General features: G+C 43.3%; 16 protein-coding genes. 12 read left to right on the forward strand and 4 right to left on the reverse strand.

Annotated elements, in window-relative coordinates; translation table 11 throughout:
- Positions 1 to 63 precede the first annotated feature (63 nt).
- On the reverse strand, positions 64 to 3,120 hold the full coding sequence (locus MHM98_RS00855; RefSeq protein WP_239437138.1) for an efflux RND transporter permease subunit: 3,057 nt from the start codon (positions 3,118 to 3,120) through the stop codon (positions 64 to 66).
- On the reverse strand, positions 3,120 to 4,217 hold the full coding sequence (locus MHM98_RS00860) for an efflux RND transporter periplasmic adaptor subunit (RefSeq protein WP_239437140.1): 1,098 nt from the start codon (positions 4,215 to 4,217) through the stop codon (positions 3,120 to 3,122). The genes MHM98_RS00855 and MHM98_RS00860 overlap by 1 nt, the downstream gene beginning before the upstream one ends.
- Before the next feature lie 114 nt (positions 4,218 to 4,331).
- On the opposite strand from MHM98_RS00860, the gene MHM98_RS00865 reads away from it, so the two are divergent.
- Together MHM98_RS00865 and MHM98_RS00870 are read left to right on the forward strand one after the other, a co-directional pair.
- Positions 4,332 to 5,219: a LysR family transcriptional regulator gene (locus MHM98_RS00865; RefSeq protein ID WP_239437142.1), complete on the forward strand. Its 888-nt coding sequence runs from the start codon at positions 4,332 to 4,334 to the stop codon at positions 5,217 to 5,219.
- 72 nt (positions 5,220 to 5,291) lie between these two features.
- Positions 5,292 to 5,786, forward strand: coding sequence for a hypothetical protein (locus tag MHM98_RS00870; RefSeq protein ID WP_239437144.1), 495 nt, complete (start codon positions 5,292 to 5,294; stop codon positions 5,784 to 5,786).
- A 92-nt stretch (positions 5,787 to 5,878) separates the two neighbouring features.
- On the opposite strand, the gene glnE is transcribed toward MHM98_RS00870, so the two are convergent.
- Positions 5,879 to 8,758, reverse strand: coding sequence for a bifunctional [glutamate--ammonia ligase]-adenylyl-L-tyrosine phosphorylase/[glutamate--ammonia-ligase] adenylyltransferase (gene glnE / locus MHM98_RS00875; protein ID WP_239437150.1), 2,880 nt, complete (start codon positions 8,756 to 8,758; stop codon positions 5,879 to 5,881).
- Between the two features lie 136 nt (positions 8,759 to 8,894).
- On the opposite strand from glnE, the gene MHM98_RS00880 reads away from it, so the two are divergent.
- The 8 genes from MHM98_RS00880 (at position 8,895) to MHM98_RS00915 (ending at position 15,293) form a co-directional block, all read left to right on the forward strand.
- On the forward strand, positions 8,895 to 9,893 hold the full coding sequence (locus MHM98_RS00880; protein ID WP_239437151.1) for a hypothetical protein: 999 nt from the start codon (positions 8,895 to 8,897) through the stop codon (positions 9,891 to 9,893).
- A 14-nt stretch (positions 9,894 to 9,907) separates the two neighbouring features.
- Entirely contained in the window at positions 9,908 to 10,810 is a 903-nt protein-coding gene (locus tag MHM98_RS00885; protein ID WP_239437153.1) for a DUF350 domain-containing protein, read from the forward strand.
- Positions 10,811 to 10,867: 57 nt separating this feature from the next.
- Positions 10,868 to 12,595, forward strand: a complete 1,728-nt coding sequence (locus MHM98_RS00890) for a polyamine aminopropyltransferase (protein WP_275441355.1) — start codon at positions 10,868 to 10,870, stop codon at positions 12,593 to 12,595.
- Between the two features lie 113 nt (positions 12,596 to 12,708).
- Positions 12,709 to 13,122 carry a DUF2170 family protein gene (locus MHM98_RS00895; protein WP_239437155.1) on the forward strand — a complete coding sequence of 138 codons (414 nt, stop codon included), beginning with the start codon at positions 12,709 to 12,711 and terminating at the stop codon, positions 13,120 to 13,122.
- A 28-nt stretch (positions 13,123 to 13,150) separates the two neighbouring features.
- A complete protein-coding gene (locus MHM98_RS00900) occupies positions 13,151 to 13,840 on the forward strand; it encodes a PspA/IM30 family protein (protein WP_239437160.1) in 690 nt (229 codons plus the stop codon).
- A 4-nt stretch (positions 13,841 to 13,844) separates the two neighbouring features.
- Positions 13,845 to 14,483 (forward strand): DUF4178 domain-containing protein, encoded by a 639-nt coding sequence (locus tag MHM98_RS00905; RefSeq protein WP_239437161.1) that lies wholly within the window; start codon positions 13,845 to 13,847, stop codon positions 14,481 to 14,483.
- Between the two features lie 33 nt (positions 14,484 to 14,516).
- Positions 14,517 to 14,861 (forward strand): hypothetical protein, encoded by a 345-nt coding sequence (locus MHM98_RS00910; RefSeq protein WP_239437163.1) that lies wholly within the window; start codon positions 14,517 to 14,519, stop codon positions 14,859 to 14,861.
- Between the two features lie 9 nt (positions 14,862 to 14,870).
- Complete coding sequence (locus MHM98_RS00915) at positions 14,871 to 15,293, forward strand: ion channel (protein ID WP_239437165.1); 423 nt, start codon at positions 14,871 to 14,873, stop codon at positions 15,291 to 15,293.
- Between the two features lie 48 nt (positions 15,294 to 15,341).
- Here MHM98_RS00915 and MHM98_RS00920 read toward each other — a convergent pair whose 3' ends face one another.
- Positions 15,342 to 17,012 carry a CYTH and CHAD domain-containing protein gene (locus MHM98_RS00920; protein ID WP_239437169.1) on the reverse strand — a complete coding sequence of 557 codons (1,671 nt, stop codon included), beginning with the start codon at positions 17,010 to 17,012 and terminating at the stop codon, positions 15,342 to 15,344.
- An 87-nt stretch (positions 17,013 to 17,099) separates the two neighbouring features.
- Between MHM98_RS00920 and MHM98_RS00925 the strand changes: the two genes are divergently transcribed.
- On the forward strand, positions 17,100 to 17,780 hold the full coding sequence (locus tag MHM98_RS00925) for a TIGR00153 family protein (RefSeq protein ID WP_239437170.1): 681 nt from the start codon (positions 17,100 to 17,102) through the stop codon (positions 17,778 to 17,780).
- A 21-nt stretch (positions 17,781 to 17,801) separates the two neighbouring features.
- Positions 17,802 to 19,070 carry an inorganic phosphate transporter gene (locus MHM98_RS00930; RefSeq protein ID WP_239437171.1) on the forward strand — a complete coding sequence of 423 codons (1,269 nt, stop codon included), beginning with the start codon at positions 17,802 to 17,804 and terminating at the stop codon, positions 19,068 to 19,070.
- The last annotated feature ends 46 nt before the right edge of the window (positions 19,071 to 19,116 follow it).

Below are 19,116 nucleotides of genomic sequence, written 5' to 3' on the forward strand. Positions count from 1 at the left end.
TCACGTAAAAAAAGAAGGCGCAGTGGTTAGCTGCGCCTTCTTGAGCGTGAAATTTAATGCCGTTTATCGATGTTTTATGCCAAAAAACATCGCGTAAAACACCGGGACATAAACGAGTGTTAGGATTGTCGCAAAACCTAATCCGAACATGATGGTTACCGCCATTGACTGGAAGAACACATCAAACAGCAATGGAATCATCCCCAAAATGGTTGTTATTGCCGCCATTGCAACAGGACGAACACGACTCGCACCAGCATTTAAAATAGCATCGATGGGGGTTAAGCCAGACTCGAGTTCAATATTGATTTGATCCAGCAACACAATGCCATTTTTAATCAGCATTCCCGTCAAAGAAAGCAGGCCTAACAAGGCCATAAAGCTAAACGGCGCTTGCATCACCAATAGGCCACCAGCTACACCGATAATAGCCATCGGCACAGTTACCCAAATCACTAACGGCTGACGGATTGAATTAAACAAGAATACGGTGATCATAAACATGATCAAATAGCCTAACGGCAGACCACCCATCAATGCCTTTTGTGCGTCAGTTGAGCTTTCGTACTCACCGCCCCACTCCAAGACATAACCGCGAGGCACTTCAATCGCTTCAATCACCGGACGAACTTGGTTAAATACCTGTGCCGCAGTACCATCACCAAGCACGTCGTGATCGGCTTTCACGGTAATGGTGCGCTTGCGGTCGCGGCGCATAATAATGGCATCTTCCCACTGGGTTTCAAATCCATCAACGATTTGGCTCACCGGAATATAGCGCCCTAAACTGCGGCTATAAATTTGCAGTGCATTTAAGCTATCAACTGATAATCGTTCGTTGTCAGGTGCTCGCGCCACAATAGGTAACATTTGCGTACCATCACGATATAAACCTACTGCTTTACCTGTATAGCTGACTAACAGCAAATCATCTAGATCCGCTTTGGTGATTCCGACACGACGAGCAGCGGCTTCATTGAAAATCGGACGAATGGTTTTACTGCGCTGACGCCAGTCGTGGCGTACATTAAATGCCGCAGGGTTATTCAATAAAATTTGTTTAGCCTGCGCCGCAAGGCCTCTGAGTACATCAGGATCTGGGCCAGAGAAACGTACCTCGATTTTCGATTCCACTGGCGGGCCGATTTCCATCGGCTTGATTTTCGCTAGTGCATCCGGGAAGTTATCGCGTAAATAGCCCCGCAACTCTTTCATTATCACCAGCTGCTTTTCACGATCTTCCGCTCTAACAATGAGCTGTCCAAACGCCGAATAAGCTTTTTCAGGACCATAAGTCAGCATAAATCGCAACGCGCCCTGACCAACAGTAGACGTTACCTGTTCAACGCCTTCTTGCTTCATTAAGTGCTCTGTTAGCTTTGCGATATCCTTTTGTGTTTCACGGATATCAGAGCCTTGATAGCGCCACAGATCGACATAGAACATCGGCGTATTCGATGCAGGGAAAAATGATTGTTTAACCTGACCAAAACCAATCACCGACACTACTAAAATGGCAACGATCGCAATGGCCGACAGCGCCTTAAATCGAATACAAAAATTAACGAATTTCTTATAGGCGACAAACATCGCGCCTTGATAAGGATCACTATCCTCTTGCTCTTGCGCGCCTGCTTTTGATTTACCGAATAATAAGTTGGCAAAAAATGGCGTTAAGGTAACTGCCGTTACCCAGCTAAGCAGCAGTGAAATCAATAGTACCCAGAACAAGCTACCGGCAAACTCGCCAGTTGCGTCTGACGACAAGCCAATTGGCGCAAAGGCAGTTACTGCGATTATAGTCGCGCCAAGTAGCGGCCACTTGGTTTGCTTAACGATATCGCTCGCTGCTTCGATGGTGGTGCGGCCTTTCTTCTTACCAATGAGGATACCTTCAGTGACAACGATGGCGTTATCCACCAACATCCCTAATGCAATAATCAACGCCCCAAGAGAAATACGCTGCAATTCAATGTCCATCAGTTTCATAAAGATGAAAGAACCGAAGACGGTAATCATCAATATCAAACCGATGAGGAAGCCACTGCGTGGTCCCATAAAGATAAGCAGCACTAAAATAACAATAGCCACAGCTTCAACGAGGCTTAAAATAAAGCCTGAGACCGAGTTTTCAACCTCAACAGGTTGGTTATAAACCGTGTCTATCTCCAACCCCAGCGGCTTAAAATACTCGAGCTCTTCTAGACGCTGACTCAAACGCTCGCCAACCTCAACCACATTAACACCAGAAGCAAAGGAAACGCCGATCAACAAAGCCTGTTGCTGATTGTAATAAGTAATATGGTTTGGCACGTCATTATATTCGCGGCTGATGTTGGCAACATCGCCTAAATAAATGAGTTCACTAGCACCCGGCGCGGAAATAATCAGTGTTTCTAATTCTTTAACATCGCTAAATTCGCCAGTAGAGTGGAAGCGAATTGATTCCTCACCCACTTTGATTTTTCCAGCGTTAGACACGGTATTTTGAGTGCGGAGCAATTCAAAAATATTGGCTTGCGGAATGCCAAGCGACACGAGCTTGCTACGAGATATTTCCACCACAACCATTTCTTGTTGGGTGCCAGCAACGCCAACTTTACTCACACCGTCAACGAGCACCAGTTCGCGGCGTAAAAAGTCAGAATAATCTTTCAGCTCTTCGTTACTGTAACCCTGCCCAGTTAACGCCAGCATTACCCCAAATACATCACCAAAATCATCTTTAACTTGCGGGGTATTCACACCTTGTGGAAAGTTACCTGCTAAATCATTAACTTTACGACGTACTTCATCCCAAATCTGACGTAGCTCTTGCTTACGGTAAGTTCCTTTCATCTCAACGATGATTTGTGACATGCCCGGCGTAGAAATTGAGCGGATTTTTTTAATCGACGGCAGTTGCTGCAGGGCATTTTCAATCGGATAACTGACCTCTTCTTCTACCTGCAGCGGGCTAGCGCCGGGGTAAGTGGTAATTATCATCGCTTCTTTGATAGTAAATTCAGGATCTTCCAAGCGTCCTAAATCGGTATAGGAAATGACGCCGCCAATTAACAGCAGCGCGGCAAACATCCAGCTAATTACCGAATTTTTAATCGAGAGTTTTGCAATATCCATTATAGGCCTCGCTCACGAGACCATGCGCGCACTTCATCACCTTCAGATAAATAATGAGTACCTGCAGCAACTATTTTTTCATCGCCTGCCAAACCGCTTTTAATGACAATACCATCACCAGTCAGCGTGCCCACTTCGACTCCTCGGCGACTTACTTTCATGTCATCACTTACCACCCACACGTAACGTACTTTATCTTTGCTTTGCTTATCATCGGCCGCAAATACTGCTGATACTGGCACCACAATTTGGTTGTAATCGCGCTTAGTCACTTGCGCTAAATCGGCATACAGCGTGCCAGACATCCCTGGCAAAATATTGTCTTGCTCGGTCAACTTTAAGGTAAATACAACTTTGAATGTGCGAGTTGCCGCATCGGCCTGCGCGTCCCATTCTTTTACTGTTACCTTAAACTCTTTATTAGGTAATGAGTCAAAGACCACCGTTGGTGAATAGCCTGAATCTTTATTAACCACGGCCACCAATCGCTCAGGAAGCTGAATCGAAACATCAACGCTGTCAACATTTTGCATATTCAAAATGACCTGCTGCGCTTGTACGTTCTGCAGATTTTCGGTAAATACTTTAGCGACTACGCCATCATAAGGAGCATATAGGGAGGTATATTCCAATGCCGTTTTCGCGCTATTAAGATTTGCTTGTGCAACAAGCAAGTTAGCCTTTGCCTCGTCGAACTGCGCCTGAGAAGCAAGTTTACGATCGAGCAACTGCTTAGCGCGCTCGTAGTGTGATTTAGCAAGAGCGTGGCGCGCTTTGCGATCATTAAGCTGAATTTTAAAGTCGCGATCATCGAGTTTCGCCAATAACTGACCTTTTGACACGCGATTACCCGCTTTAACCGCAAACTGCGCTAATTCACCACTGACACGAAATGCAAGATGGCTGTCTTTATTGGGTTCTACTTGCGCAGGAAATTGACGAATAGTGCCTTGAGACAAGCCTCCAACATCAACAATTTTTACCATAGGCGGGAAACTGACAGCTTGAGGCGCTTCTTCTTTGCCACATGCGGATAACAACAAGGTAGAGATTAAAGCCACCGCAAAAGACTTGCGATTAGAGAGCGGGCTAAACATGAAAAAATCCTAATAATTAGACGACAGTAAACAATAGTAACTTGCTTGAGAATACAAAAAAATTTATATAAAGTTATCGACACTATAAATTAAATTTATACAAAGCTAATTCTAATGACCCTAGAACAATTAAAAGCTCTGCAAAAAGTTGTAGAGTTAGGCACGATTCAAGCCGCGGCAGATGCGCTACATAAAACACAGCCCGCGTTATCTATGGCAATTAAAAAACTCGAGCAACAATATGGTTTTGCATTATTAGATCGTTCTAAATATCGCTTAACATTAACCCCACAAGGCAAAGTTTTCTATCGCCAAGCAAAATCATTACTGCTCGGCGCTGAACAATTAGAGTCTGTAGGTAAACATCTAGCACAGGGCCATGAAGCCGTGTTTCGCGTTGGCTATGATCCATTGTGTGATAGTCAGTTTATTATCGACATACTGGCAAAATTCCAAACACAATTTCCCACCACCAGCTTTGAACTAATCGCTGGCTCGCGATTTTCGTCACTCGAACAACTTAATAACGATGAGGTAGATATTACGTTCGGCGCGTGGTTTCACCTTTTCCACGGTATCGGAGATTATCTAACTTTACCTGTTGAAGAATTTGAAATCGTGGTTGTCGCTGCGCCATCTTATCTAAAAGATAAAACAATTGAGAGAATTACGGATTTGTATCACCACCCCAGTGTTACCTTAATTGAAAGTAATTTTAGCTTTGACAGTGAACAGCTTGGTGCCCATTCAGCTAAACCACTTATCAAAACCCGCGATGCACAAACTCTAAAAGCCATGTTGGTTGCTGGTATGGGAATAGGATTTGTGCCCAAGTCTCGTATTAAACACGAATTACTCAACGGCCAACTACAACAAATCGCTCTGGCGGATTTCGAAAAGAGCTTGATTGGGGAAATCAGAGCCATCATAAAAGAGGACAAAGTATTAGGTCCAGTTGGCCAACAATTTTGGCAGGAGATAAAGAAATTATCTAATAGTTAAGTTTGAATTCAGTTTACAACGTTATGATGAATCCATAACGTCGCTCACTGGAGAGTAAATATGACAAATCTAATGACAAAATTATCTATTACCGGTTTGATTTCAACGTCACTGTTATTATCACCAATGGCCTTCGCGGGGCATAGCGTTAATCATCATAGCAATTACAACAAGCACCATAAAAAACATTACAATTCGTACAAACGTCATCATCACAAAGTGAAACATCACCATAAATTGCGTCACAAACATCGTCACCACCATCGCCACAGTCACACTGGCGCAGTAGTCGGTGGCATTATAGGCGGTGTTGTTATCGGCAGCATCTTAGCGGATGCCAATGCGAGTACTCATGTAACAACAACTTATTCAAAGCCGTATTATCACCATGGTTACCGTACAACAGTTTATCAACCACCTGTTGCTGTTAATAAAACCATTATTGTTAACAATACGCCAACGCAAACTTATCGCGTTTTAAATGGTACAGACTGTTACTTGGTTAACTACAACAACCAAGGGAATGAAGTATTAACCCAGGTTCCAGGTGTTAACTGTGGCTTCTAGCATGGCATAATATTTACTCACTGGCGCTGTAATTTTTACAGCGCTTTTTTTATGCCTTTACGACTGTTGCACTACTGTTTCAGTCATAGGTGTTAAGTCACAGGCTCTGTCAGCATGAGGCGGCGCCAAATGTTACTCACCTGCTCACGTTGCTCGGCAAACTCTTTTTCATCCGTCTGATTCTTTAAATCATTTAACACCAAACGATGACCTTTATGGCGATAATCTTGATAAGCTTGACTAAGGATTTGTTGCTCTTGCTCGCTGATCAAATTGACAGCCAAGGCCTGTTCAAAGATCCGCACATTATCGCTATAGCGGGTCAAATTGGCAAATTGCTCGCTGTACCCTAACACTAAAAACTGCGCAATAAACTCAATATCAGCAATGCCGCCGTTGTCTTGCTTTAAATCGAAAATCTCATCATTGCCTTGAGTTAGGTGGTCACGCATTTTCACGCGCATTTTGGCTACTTCACCTTGTAACTCCGCTCTATCGCGTACTTGGCATAAAATTCCTTCACGGATTTCGTTAAACCGATCATTGAGCCAGTGTGAGCCACAAACCACGCGAGTTCTTACCAATGCTTGATGTTCCCACACCCAAGCTTCTTGCTCTTGATAATCTACAAACGACTCGATATGGGTCACCATCAAGCCCTTACTGCCAGAGGGCCTCAAACGCATATCCAGTTCATATAAAATGCCTGATACGGTGCGCGTATTAAATAAGTGCAAAATACGCTGGGCAAACTTGAGATAAAAATGGGCGCTATCGATTTGCTTGTCACCATCAGTATAGGTACCGCTCTTACCACTGTGTACAAATACTAAATCTAGATCTGAGCCATAGCCCAGCTCATAGCCGCCCATTTTACCGTACCCAATGACCGCAAAACCTTTGTCATCGCCGTCAAATTGCGGTGTGCCATAGCGCTGGATTAATTGCTGCCACGCAATGTTAATCACGTGTTCAACCACACTTTGCGCAAGCGCGGTAAGATGATCACTCACCTTCATTAATTCCATTGCCCCCGTCACATCAGCGGCGGCTATTCGCAATTGTTGGCACTGTTTATATTGACGAAGCCCTTCCATCACCTGCTCCATATCATCAGTGGGAATGCGCATTAAATATTGGTGAAGCTGTGCACTGTACTCATCAAGCGGTGTTGGACTGTATAGCGATTTAGGATCAAGTAATTCATCGAGTAAAATAGGATGCAGCGTTAATTGCTCACTGATCCAATCACTGGCCTGACACAAGGTCACCAACTGCTTTAACGCCCCAGGGTTTTCAAGCAACAATTCAATATAAGCGGTTCGGGTAGCAATAGTTTTTAAAATGTTAGCGATTTTTCTAAACAGATCGCTAGCATTTGTCTCGTTAATTAATTGCATTACTAGTAGTGGCAATAACTTGGTCATTGCCTCTTGACCACGCTCACCAACTCGGCGTTTTGATAGCTCGTTTTTAAGGGCGATAATTTCATTAAATAATGCTTGCGGTTTTTGACACCCGAGTTCAAATAAAATGGACTCGCCATCAAAGTCTTCATCCGCGCTGCAGACAACAGTAAGTAATTCATGCTCCTTACTTTCAGTCCCGTCATCTTCGTCTTCTTGGCCAATGACATTACTAAACTGTTGCTCGACGACGTTCATGTGACCTTTGAGAGTGTCTCGAAATGATGTTTCATCTGGCTCACCACACACCCATAGCAGGCGCGTCCAATCAAGCTCATTGTCCGGGAGCGTTTGAGTTTGTTTATCACCAATTTGTTGCAGCGTCTGCTCACACAAACGCAAATACAAATAGCTTTCTCGCAATTGCTCACACTCATTTTTGTCAATAATTTCCAATGCCTGAAGGCGGGATAAAATCACCAATAATGACTGATTTTGCAATTGAGGCTCTCGCCCACCGCGGATCATTTGAAAGACTTGAACAATAAATTCCACTTCACGAATGCCACCACTGCCCAGCTTGATATTGTCGACTAAGCCACGACGGCGAACTTCATGACTAATCATCAGCTTCATCTTTCGCAGTGATTCGATGGCACTAAAATCAATGTAGCGTCTAAACATGAAAGGTCGAATTAAGCGTTTTAGCTCTTCTGCGTATTCGCCATCATTGCCAAGAATTCGCGATTTAACCATCGCGTAGCGCTCCCAATCTCGGCCTTGTGATTGATAGTAATCTTCCATTGCTGCGAAACTCGCTACCAAAGGACCTGAATTGCCAAATGGGCGTAAACGCATATCCACTCGATACACAAAGCCATCAACTGTAATTTTGTCTAAGGCATTGACTAGCTTTTGCGCAAGTTTAACGAAATATTGCTGATTATCAGTGCTGCGGCGACCGCCTTGTGTTTCGCCGTGATTTGGAAAGGTAAAAATAAGATCGATGTCTGATGAGAAATTTAGTTCATGGCCACCGAGCTTGCCCATGCCAAGCACCATTAATGGTTGAACATTGCCCTTACTGTCTGTGGGCAGTCCCCATGTGCTCTCAAGTAATTTACTGAGCGCATCGCGTGCGCCAATAATCAATATTTCAGCGAGCTCTGACACATCGATTAGCGATTGAGTGATAGGCGCAAACTTTCCCATATCCCGCCATGCGATGACGATCTGAAAGAAATTACGTACGTCCCTGAGGCATTTTTCAAGCTGTGCTTCAGTAGTAACCTGTGCCACCAAGGCATTAAATCGCTCTTCAATCTTTGGCTTAAGCGCCGGAGCAATTAATAAATCGTCTGCAATGATGTCATCAAGCCAATTTGGGTGTTTACATAGTTGGGCATGAGCAAAATCACTGACTGCTAAAAATTCACCTAACTGTTCTAATTGAACTGAATTAATACTGGTAATGTCGTTTTTATAGGCTAATTTATAGTCTTCTAGACGCTGCTGTTTTAATAATAATAATTGAGAAGGCAAAGAGTTAGTGTTATTCGCGGTCATTATTGATAACATCCATTGGTCTAAAAATTAGTTGTCGCACATAGTTATTTTTGGTGGACATATTATGTCACATCGTATACAACTAATGTTGCACACGCTGCATCACCTATTTCAGTTAAATGCAGTGTGAAACTGAATGAATCGTTACCATATCATTGAAGAGGTTCATATGGCAGGTAAGCCTTTAAAAATAATGTTAATGCTGGTGTTTTTCGCATTGCTCGGTGGGTGTTCAGATCCCCTCGATGATGCCATCGCCAATTTAACACAAACCAATAATAATAAACTTAAGACGTTAGAACGACAGCTTGATGATAAGCAAGTACGCAATGCCGTCTTAATTAGTGAATATGGCAAGCTCCTGGAGCAATCTCGTCCAGAGCTAGCGCCATTGATAAAAAACCTGGTGCGAGATGCCACGACTCAAGGCGCAATGTATCAAGGCTTGGCCAACCGAGTTAAAGATTCGCAGGTTGCTAGTAACTTTGTTACCAAAGACGAGCAAGCGCAAGAGATGACTAATCTCGGTGAAGCACTTAACCCCGTGTTATTTAATGACGCGTTAAGTGATGTAGTGAACGTGCTCGCCGATATGTCTAATGGTGCATTGGCTCGCGTTAATGCACTTAGTCAAGCCCAAAGCCAGCAAGCCAATGGCAGTGAAGACTTCGGTGTAGGTTCTCAGCTAGTAGGCAATCCTAATTACGGCACTTGGAACACCAATAGCAATGGCATGTCATTCTGGGAATGGTATGGCATGTATGCGCTAATTTCTAATATCACCAGTCCTATTTCTTATGATCGCTGGGGTCGTTACCGCGGCTACAGCTATTACAACGATTACGGGCGATACCGCTACAGCTCACCAAAGCAGCGTAAAAAGCACCGCGATGTTTGGAATAAAACCTCGAAGAAATTTAGTACTGGCTCGCACTACTCTACCCCTTACTCGAAATCACGCGTGGGTAGCAGCAGATTATCACGTCAAAGTACCCAAGCTAAAACTGCTGCAGGTAAAGGCTTTAGCAGCAACAATCGCTTTAAGCAGACGCGTTCGCGCTCTAGCTATGCAAATAATTCAAGTTTTAGAAATAGCCGCAGCACAACTTCTCGTGGCTCACGCCGCGGCAAATAATAGGATTGATAACCATGGAACAATTACAACTATTAATAAATCACGAACCTAACCTGCTGGTTATTTTGGCCATCGATTTAACCATTGCGATTGTTTTGCTTTACGCAATGCGATTTATTTCAGGGCTTTGGGCGGGTGTTGATACAACCGACGAATTAGCAAGCAAAGACAACTTCGCTTTTGGTATTTCACTAGCGGGTAGTTTATTAGCCTTAGCCATCGTGTTAACAGGTGCTATTACTGGTGAAGCTGGAACTTCATTCGCACAAGAAGCCATTGGCATGACGATCTACGGTGTGTTTGGGTTGATCTTAATTAAACTTGGCCGCATCGCCCACGATAAATTTGCACTATCTGGATTAGATAAAGTTGCTCACATTAAAGAAGGTAATGTTAGCGTAGCTATAATTGACGCTGCCGCGTTAGTAGCAACGGCATTAATTATCCGTGCAACCTTACTATGGGCACATGATTTAACCGTCGATACATTTATCGCTATTTTCAGCGGTTTTGTTATCGCTCAAGCATTATTGATTGCCGTAACGCGCCTGCGTGAGTCTGCATATCGTAAAAACAATCAAGGTAGCCAGTTCCAAGATGCAATTGCCGGTGGCCAAATTGCCCTATCGATTCGCCACTCAGGTTTCTTAATTGCAACAGGCTTTACCCTAACTGCGGCGTCAAACTTCCTTGTTTATGTACCACAAGCTTATGTGGAAAATGCGCTAGGTTGGTTATTGTTTGGCGTGGTCATGGTCGCTTTACTGTATGTGTTAGTGCCACTTGTAAAAAAATTAGTACTCTCGCGTATTAACCTTACGGAAGAAGTCGATCATCAACACAACATTGGTGTTGCATCACTAGAATTTGTAATCAGCATTGCTGTTGCCCTAATCCTAATGGCGTTAATGTCATAATTATCTTCTCGGCTAGGTGAGCCCTCACCTAGCCGTTTATTGTTTACAGGCTTTCCATTGAACTCTTCGGTTACTCCAAAACCTTCAGCCAGACTCTTTGATGACGTTTTACTCATCACTATCATGGCAGTACTCGCCGGCTGTGGCTTAATTTACGAATATTTACTCTCTCATTATGCAGGCCGCGTGATTGGCGCCGTTGAATCTGCAATTTACACCATGATCGGCATTATGATTGTGTCGATGGGCTTAGGCGCGTTTGCCGCGCGAAAGGTCAAATGTGCCTTTAGTGGCTTTGCATGGCTTGAACTTACCATTGCCTTGCTTGGTTGTAGTGCGATTCTAGTCATTTCTAGCGCCATTGCGGCGGTACAACTACTGCCGCAAATTATTAGCGAAACCTTTAATTTACCGCCTGATGCGGAAATTCGCGGCGGTTTATTCGGCGTGCTGCACGATATTACTCACTACAGTCCTTATTTTTTTGGTGCTGTGTTGGGCTTATTTATTGGCATGGAAATTCCGCTGATTGCCCGGATCCGCGAATTTGTTCATAAACAACATCTAGTGCATAACGCAGGTACGATTTACGGCGCGGATTATATTGGCGCAGGCATTGGCGCGGCCATTTGGATAACTATTATGTTATCACTAGAAATCAATCTAAGTGCCAGCATTACCGCTAGTGCGAACCTGATTGCTGGCGTGGTATTTTGGCTGCGTTATAAAGAGCACATTCGCTTTAAATACTTATTGTTGGTTGGTCACGTGCTATGTGCGGTGCTCGTTGCGGCAATCTTTAGTTACGGCGGTCAATGGGCAAAGTCATTTAATAACCTGTTATACCTCGATAAGGTGGCCTATCACCAACAAACCCGTTATGCCCAAGTAGTACTCACCGAGCGTCAGTTACCAAACCACAACTACCCAATGGTCAGTTTATACCTTAATGGCCGACTTCAATTTGCCCAAGACGATGAGCACATTTATCACAAATTCTTAGTCTACCCTGCGATGGCCGCATCAGCACGCCATGACAATATTTTAATTATTGGCGGCGGTGACGGACTTGGATTACGCGATGTTTTAGCTTGGTCACCAAAGAAAGTCACCTTGATGGATCTCGATAGTGAAGTAGTGGATTTGTTTAAAAACCCTCACAATTATCTTGACGACGGACTAGCCGACAATATTACGCGCTTAAATAATAATGCCCTTAACGATGAGCGCGTGCGACTTATTCACGCTGATGCCTATAACGGAACTGATCAGCTTATTACCGATATGGAACGTTTTGACACTATCATTGTCGACCTACCAGATCCATCGCATCCAGATCTCAACAAGCTTTATAGCCGCACGTTTTATTTAAAATTAAAACAGCTACTATCAAATGATGGCGTGATGGTCGTGCAATCAACATCGCCATTTCACGCCAAAAAAGCCTTTATGAGTATTGCTAAAACGGTGAAGTCTGCACAATTTAAAGACGTTGAGCAATATCATTTTAACGTGCCGAGTTTTGGCCAATGGGGCTGGACGATTGCCACGCAAAGCGGCTTGTCACCGCGCGCGCGACTAGCACAGCAGAAAACGCTGCAACCGTTTGAAACTTGGTTAACACCGCAGCTGATTCAAGCGAGCTTTGAGTTTTCGCAAGGTTTTTATCAACAAATGGATGAAATAAAGGTCAATGAACTTGGCAGTTTTATACTTTATCGCTACCATCAACAGGCGTGGGAATCGCAGCAAGGAAACAACAATAGTTGGTATCAGAATGAGTAACATCTGCAGCTTTTGATCATCGTTGAAAAAAGATTGAAATAATTGTTTGACATATTATGTCTAACAAACTAAATTACACACTCAAGACATAATATGTCGCAAAAGGAAAGGTTATGAATATACATCTAATTGCTAATCACTTAAACGAACTCGCTGATAACAGCGATACTGGTTTTACATTCGACAGCCTACCAATTGCTGGTGAAGTTGATGTACTACAAGTAACTATCAAGGGACGTGAAGAAATTCCAATCTTTGTTTCTGTCACAGACGATCAAATTCTTTGTATTGCTTATCTTTGGGGTGAAGAAGAAGTTAAGCAAGACACTCGCGGAGAAATGCTTGAAGCCATGGTGGAAATGAACATTCCAATGCCACTGTCTTCATTCTCAAAAATCGACGACAAATACGTCATTTTTGGTGCCCTTTCGGTAAATTCATCGCTACACGATGTTGAGCATGAGCTCAGTGTGTTAAGTGATAACTCACTTGAAGTCATTAACGAAATGGCCGACTACTTAGTCTAACTAATTAACAATCCCACGGAGAATCATTATGAGTATTTTTAGTAAAATTATTACTGCCATCCGCGGCGGTGCTAGTGAAGCAGGTGAAGCGATTGTTGATGCAAACGCAACTCGAATCTTTGCTCAAGAAATCAGAGATGCAGAAAATCACCTAACTAAAGCTAAGCGCGACCTAACAGGTATTCTTGCTAAGCAAATGCAAGCGCAACGTGAATTAGATCGCATCAACCGCTCTATCACAGAGCACGAAGGTTACGCGACGCAAGCACTAGGCCAAGGCAACGAAGCCCTAGCGCTTGAAGTGGCAGAAAAAATCGCCGCACTAGAAGTTGAGCTTGGCGAGCAACAAGCGTCATTTGACAGCTACGAAAAAGGCGCACAACGCCTTAAAGAGCTTGTTAAAGGCACTGAGCGTCAATTAGCCGATTACCAACGTCAACTAAGCATGGTAAAGACGACTGAAAGCGTACAAAAAGCGACTGCTGCCATTACTGATAATTTCAGCAACAGCAACTCTAAGTTATTAAATGCTAAGCAATCATTAGAGCGTATTAAAGCTAAGCAACAAGACTTTGACGATCGCATGCAAGCAGCTGACGACTTAGCAGCAGAAGGCAGTGACCAGTCACTAAAAGACAAGCTAAGTGCCGCTGGCATCGGCGAGCAACAAACTAGCGCCAACAGTGTGTTAGATCGCATTAAAGCAAAACAGGGGTAATACTATGGGATTTTTTGGCAAACTCTTTGGTTCATCGAACGACGACAAACCAAAACGCACCCTCGAAAAGCCTGAACAGCTTCAGGTGGGTGACATCATTACCCTAGATGATAGTTTTGCCTTGCCTGCACTTTTGCGCGGGCAGTCCCTAGAAATAAAACAGATTAATACCTACGAATACGAGTTCAGCAAGTCCGTTGAGTGGGTATTACAAGGCTCGACTGATGACATTTTATTTTTATCAGTCGAAAATGACGATGTACAAACCCTAGTATTTTCCCTTAAAATAAGCCGCGATATCGTCGGTCAAATATTTGATTTAGACGAATTTTCACAGCTTTTCGACGAGCCAGGCCGCGCCGTCCTTAACGCAAAAGAACTTCCGCCAGAGTACAGCCAATGGGCTGGACAAGTGTATCGCCAGTGTGAATTTGCCCAATTTGGCTATTTCCACGACAGAGTTGATCACCGCTCGCAGCGTCTAAACGAAGACCAAGGCGACTCTTTTGAACGTTATAGCGCTGAGTCTGACGATGAGAAATACGGCGTCGAAGCTGAGGTTTACGAAGGTGGTGAAACCGATGTTGTTCTAACAGTACAACGTCCAATTACCGATATTAGGCAATACTGGCCGAAGAGTTGATTTTCGAGCCGGTAAGCAGTACACAGAGTTGTTATGAGCGATAAAAAGACCGAAAACGACGATAAACTCCCCCCTAAATGGCGTGGTGCAACAAAAGCAATCAAAGCGACTCAGGTCGCTTTTGATATGGATGAAGCTATCCAATATGAAATCAGACGCCAAGCCCTTGAAGATGGTATTAGCCCATCAGATCAAATCAGACATATTCTAGGCCTGCCATGCTCTCGCAGGCCAAAGCGCCCTCGCCTGACGGTTTCGTTAAGTCCTGATGATTATCAATTACTCGCTGATAAATACGATTTGTCACCAGAGCAGCAGCTAGAGATTAAAAAAATTGTGGTTGAAGAGTTAACCCAATTTGCAAAACCAAAGAAATAAGGAAGTTGTATGGTTGAGTTACATCACACAGACGAATATGGCGTCAAAAATTACAAAACACGTTATTTAGCCCTCATGGGCGTGGCGGTTATTTATTTAATCATCGGTATCGGTGCTTACTTGCTGCATTATTTTGAAGGGCAAAACGCCGACGCCAATATCACTTCTTACGGTCAAGCCTTCTGGGTCTTGATTATGGCTAGTTCTACCATCGGATTTGGTGATTTTTACCCAACAACGCCAGGTGGTTATGTCATAGTAACTATCATGTTTTATATTGGTGTGGGTATGATGGGTTATATCGGTGCGTTGATAGCGACTAAAATTATGGGTTTTTCCGACACCAACGTGAAGAACCGTGAATTACGACGTCAAAACGCTGAAATTATCGAAGAGTTACGCGCGCTGCGTAAAGATATCGAAAACAAATAACCTGATTGTCCAGCTAATACCTTATTTTAGCTGGACAATTTACTGTCCTTACTCTTGCCAGTAAGGGGTCAATTTTAACGCCTGCTTTCGCGATTGCTCCATCGCATGTAACAAAGACTCTTCCTTACGCGCTAACCACTTTTTAGTAGCACCTTCGTCATCCACTAGTTTCTCACCGCGCAATAGCTGTTTGATAGGATCAAATTGCAGTAGCTGATCAATACCATAGATAATGTCTAACCACGGCGCCCTGAATTTAAGGCGTTCACTCTCTTCGAACATCTCGCCAACACATAAACCCACTTGTAGATTGTGTTGCAGGTTAAATCGTTGCGACAAATAATCTTGGTAAGTCATATCGCTATCAATCGGCAATGACTGTTGGATAAGCGTCCAATCATTATCTAATAACGATGCAGCCTTTTTACGTAGCAATTTCGTTTGAAACTTCTCTAAACTCGGTAGCGGCTGCTGTTGCCATGGTTTAAAGAATAACCACTGCATTAAACGACTCACTAGTGCTGTGTGTTGTGAACTATTAAATAAATCGATTAAATTAGCCACGCTCGGCATTGTCGCTTGCTCAGTTGCCAGTAACTCGACAACTTGCTCTTGCGTACTGAGCTTTTTAATTTTGTGACCATTATTGTCGAGCAAGGATTCAATACGCTGATAACTATCGATAAATGCTAACTCTTCCACCAACCAGAACAAGGCTTTGGTCAATTGCTTTAACTGATCGTCTTGAAAATAGTCGCTGTAAATATCATTGGCTTTAATGATTAGCGATAATGCTTTACGAATTTCGACAATGGCTTGGTAAGTACCCTGTTCGATAAAGACTTCAATATGACGCTGCCAATGCGCAAGACCATGATTGATGGCTTTAATATAGGCTTGCTCAAGAGTATCGTCTCGTCCAAGATTAACAGCCGTTAGCTCTGACACCTGATGCGAAACACCTTTAGCTAACATATAACCCCGCGCAGCCTTACTGTCAACACCAAAGCGTAACGGCGAGCCTTGAGCAAGAGCTTCCGCCAGCTCAAAAATTAGTTCAGGCTTACCTTTAACCAATTCTAATTCTACTTCACATACATCGATGTCACGTTCACCGCTAATAATCTTTCCTTGATCAAGCACCATCTCAACTACAGCGCCGTCTGGATATACCATCATATAACCACGACGAGTAAAGTTAGTGGCAAATAAAGGGGTTATTTCACTACTTAATTGTTCGAGATTAGTATCTTTCGGCCAAATTTGTTGCGGAAATAAGTCAAGTTGCGGCTCACGCGAGGAAATATCAATATTGTATTCAGGTCGCTGATGTAACCCGCCAATGACTTCACCCGCTGTTTTAATGGTCTGCTCAATATGATCGCCATTAACGCGAATTCTCATCCCCATATCCCATTGTCTAAGTTTTTTATCCGGGGTATCGAAATAAATATTCTCAAGAGCAAACTGCTGTTCTATGAGTTTAACATCCTGTTTTTCTGAGAGATCTTTTAAAGTTTCTTCAATATTGTTCGAAACTATGAGCTTGATCTCTATTTCGTGTTGCATTTTTTTTCCAGTAATTAGTTGTTGTAATAAAACCGTCACAAAAGAGTCATATACTTTCGCCGTTCCTAAATGGGGCGTAGATAACTCGTTAACTTTGTCACAGTTTATATCGATTAGCGGGAAAATATAAGACATTATAATGATGTACATAGTTTCAAATCGAAACGAGTTAGGATAAGATGCGCTCGATTTTCAATTGTTACTTTTAGCTAACATAATCACAAAAAGGTCTAAAGTATGTCGATGAATTCGATACTAGGTGTTTTCGCGAAATCACCAATCAAACCTCTACAAGAACACATCCGTAAAGTTCACGATTGTGCTGAGCACTTAATCCCATTTTTCGAAGCTTGCGCCAAGCAAGATTGGGAAAAAGCTGCCGTTGTACGCAAAGAACTTTCACAATTAGAAAAAGCCGCTGACAAACTCAAACGTGAAGTGCGCATTAACCTACCTAAGGGTTTGTTTATGCCAGTTGATCGTACTGATATGTTAGAGCTAATCACTCAACAAGATAAAATTGCCAACACTGCAAAAGATATCTCAGGCCGTATCCTTGGTCGTAAACTCGCTATCCCAACCCAAATTGAAGAAGAATTCATGGTTTACCTAGCGCGTTGTATTGAGACATCAAAATTCGCAGTAAAAGCAATTGACGAATTAGATGAGTTGGTTGAAACAGGTTTCCAAGGTAAAGAGCTACAAATTATTGAAAACCTACTAAACGAACTCGACGCAGTAGAAGATGATACTGACAGTATGCAGATTAAACTACGTCATTCATTGCACGGAATTGAGCAAGAATTAAACCCAGTGGATGTGGTTATTTTATACAACGTGATCGATTGGGTTGGCGATTTAGCAGACCTAGCAGAGCGCGTTGGCGACCGTTTAGAGCTAATGCTAGCTCGTTCGTAATAATAATTAAGGTTTATCTCAATGGATATCATTGCAAATTACGGCTTTGAACTCGTATTAATGGCCGGTATTTTCGGCTTCTTCATGGCATGGGGTATTGGTGCCAACGACGTAGCAAACGCTATGGGTACTTCGGTAGGTTCTAAAGCACTTACTATCAAACAAGCGATTTTAATCGCGATGGTCTTCGAATTCGCTGGTGCATATTTAGCTGGTGGTGAAGTAACTTCAACTATCCGCAAAGGCATTATCGACGCTTCTTACTTCGTAGACGCGCCAGAATTGCTGGTCTACGGTATGATTGCATCGCTACTCGCTGCTGGTACATGGCTACTTGTAGCTTCTTACTTAGGTTGGCCTGTATCTACAACACACTCAATCATTGGTGCTATCGTAGGTTTCGCCGCTGTTGGTGTGAGTGCAGACGCTGTTACTTGGTCTAAAGTTGGCGGTATCGTAGGTAGCTGGGTAATTACTCCACTTATCTCAGGTATCTTCGCGTACATCATCTTCATGAGTGCACAGAAGTTCATCTTTAACACTAACGACCCACTAGCAAATGCAAAACGCTACGTACCAGTTTACATGGCACTTGCTGGCTTTATCTTGTCATTAGTAACAATCAAGAAAGGCTTAAAGCACATCGGTCTTCACTTCTCTACGAATGAAGCAATGATGCTATCAATTGGTATTGCAGTAGTTGTTGGTTTCCTAGGTGTTATTGCAATTAAACGTCTAAAAGTTGACCCTGCTGCCGATAAGAAAATGCACTATGCAAGCGTTGAGAAAGTATTTGCTATCTTAATGGTTGTAACGGCTTGTTGTATGGCATTCGCACACGGTTCAAACGACGTTGCTAACGCAATTGGTCCATTAGCTGCTGTAGTATCTATCGTTGAAAGCGGTGGTGAAATTGCTAAGAAAGCCGAGTTAGTGTGGTGGATTTTACCACTAGGTGGTATCGGTATCGTATCTGGTCTTGCTATTTTCGGTAGCCGCGTTATGGCAACTATCGGTCAAGGCATCACCCACTTAACACCAAGCCGTGGTTTCGCTGCTGAACTTGCTGCTGCAACAACTGTTGTACTAGCCTCTTCAACAGGTTTACCTATCTCAACGACACAAACATTAGTTGGTGCGGTATTAGGTGTAGGTATGGCACGTGGTATCGCTGCGCTAAACATGGGTGTTATCCGTAACATCGTAGTGTCTTGGGTAGTAACACTACCAGCGGGTGCAGCACTATCTATCTGTATCTTCTACATGTTAAAAGGTATCTTCGCAGCCTAAGCTTGCTAAAGATCCTAAACAGCCCGACTGTTTTTTCAGTCGGGCT

Source organism: Psychrobium sp. MM17-31, from assembly GCF_022347785.1.
Lineage (GTDB): Bacteria > Pseudomonadota > Gammaproteobacteria > Enterobacterales > Psychrobiaceae > Psychrobium.

Bases quoted from the DNA above. Each gene is read 5' to 3' on its own strand.
- MHM98_RS00855 (WP_239437138.1), bottom strand. From the start codon at position 3,120: ATGGATATTGCAAAACTCTCGATTAAAAATTCGGTAATTAGCTGGATG.
- MHM98_RS00870 (WP_239437144.1), top strand. From the start codon at position 5,292: ATGACAAAATTATCTATTACCGGTTTGATTTCAACGTCACTGTTATTA.
- MHM98_RS00915 (WP_239437165.1), top strand. From the start codon at position 14,871: ATGGTTGAGTTACATCACACAGACGAATATGGCGTCAAAAATTACAAA.
- MHM98_RS00930 (WP_239437171.1), top strand. From the start codon at position 17,802: ATGGATATCATTGCAAATTACGGCTTTGAACTCGTATTAATGGCCGGT.
- MHM98_RS00905 (WP_239437161.1), top strand. From the start codon at position 13,845: ATGGGATTTTTTGGCAAACTCTTTGGTTCATCGAACGACGACAAACCA.
- MHM98_RS00885 (WP_239437153.1), top strand. From the start codon at position 9,908: ATGGAACAATTACAACTATTAATAAATCACGAACCTAACCTGCTGGTT.
- MHM98_RS00880 (WP_239437151.1), top strand. From the start codon at position 8,895: ATGAATCGTTACCATATCATTGAAGAGGTTCATATGGCAGGTAAGCCT.
- MHM98_RS00900 (WP_239437160.1), top strand. From the start codon at position 13,151: ATGAGTATTTTTAGTAAAATTATTACTGCCATCCGCGGCGGTGCTAGT.
- MHM98_RS00920 (WP_239437169.1), bottom strand. From the start codon at position 17,012: ATGTACATCATTATAATGTCTTATATTTTCCCGCTAATCGATATAAAC.
- glnE (WP_239437150.1), bottom strand. From the start codon at position 8,758: ATGACCGCGAATAACACTAACTCTTTGCCTTCTCAATTATTATTATTA.
- MHM98_RS00865 (WP_239437142.1), top strand. From the start codon at position 4,332: ATGACCCTAGAACAATTAAAAGCTCTGCAAAAAGTTGTAGAGTTAGGC.
- MHM98_RS00910 (WP_239437163.1), top strand. From the start codon at position 14,517: ATGAGCGATAAAAAGACCGAAAACGACGATAAACTCCCCCCTAAATGG.
- MHM98_RS00895 (WP_239437155.1), top strand. From the start codon at position 12,709: ATGAATATACATCTAATTGCTAATCACTTAAACGAACTCGCTGATAAC.
- MHM98_RS00860 (WP_239437140.1), bottom strand. From the start codon at position 4,217: ATGTTTAGCCCGCTCTCTAATCGCAAGTCTTTTGCGGTGGCTTTAATC.
- MHM98_RS00925 (WP_239437170.1), top strand. From the start codon at position 17,100: ATGTCGATGAATTCGATACTAGGTGTTTTCGCGAAATCACCAATCAAA.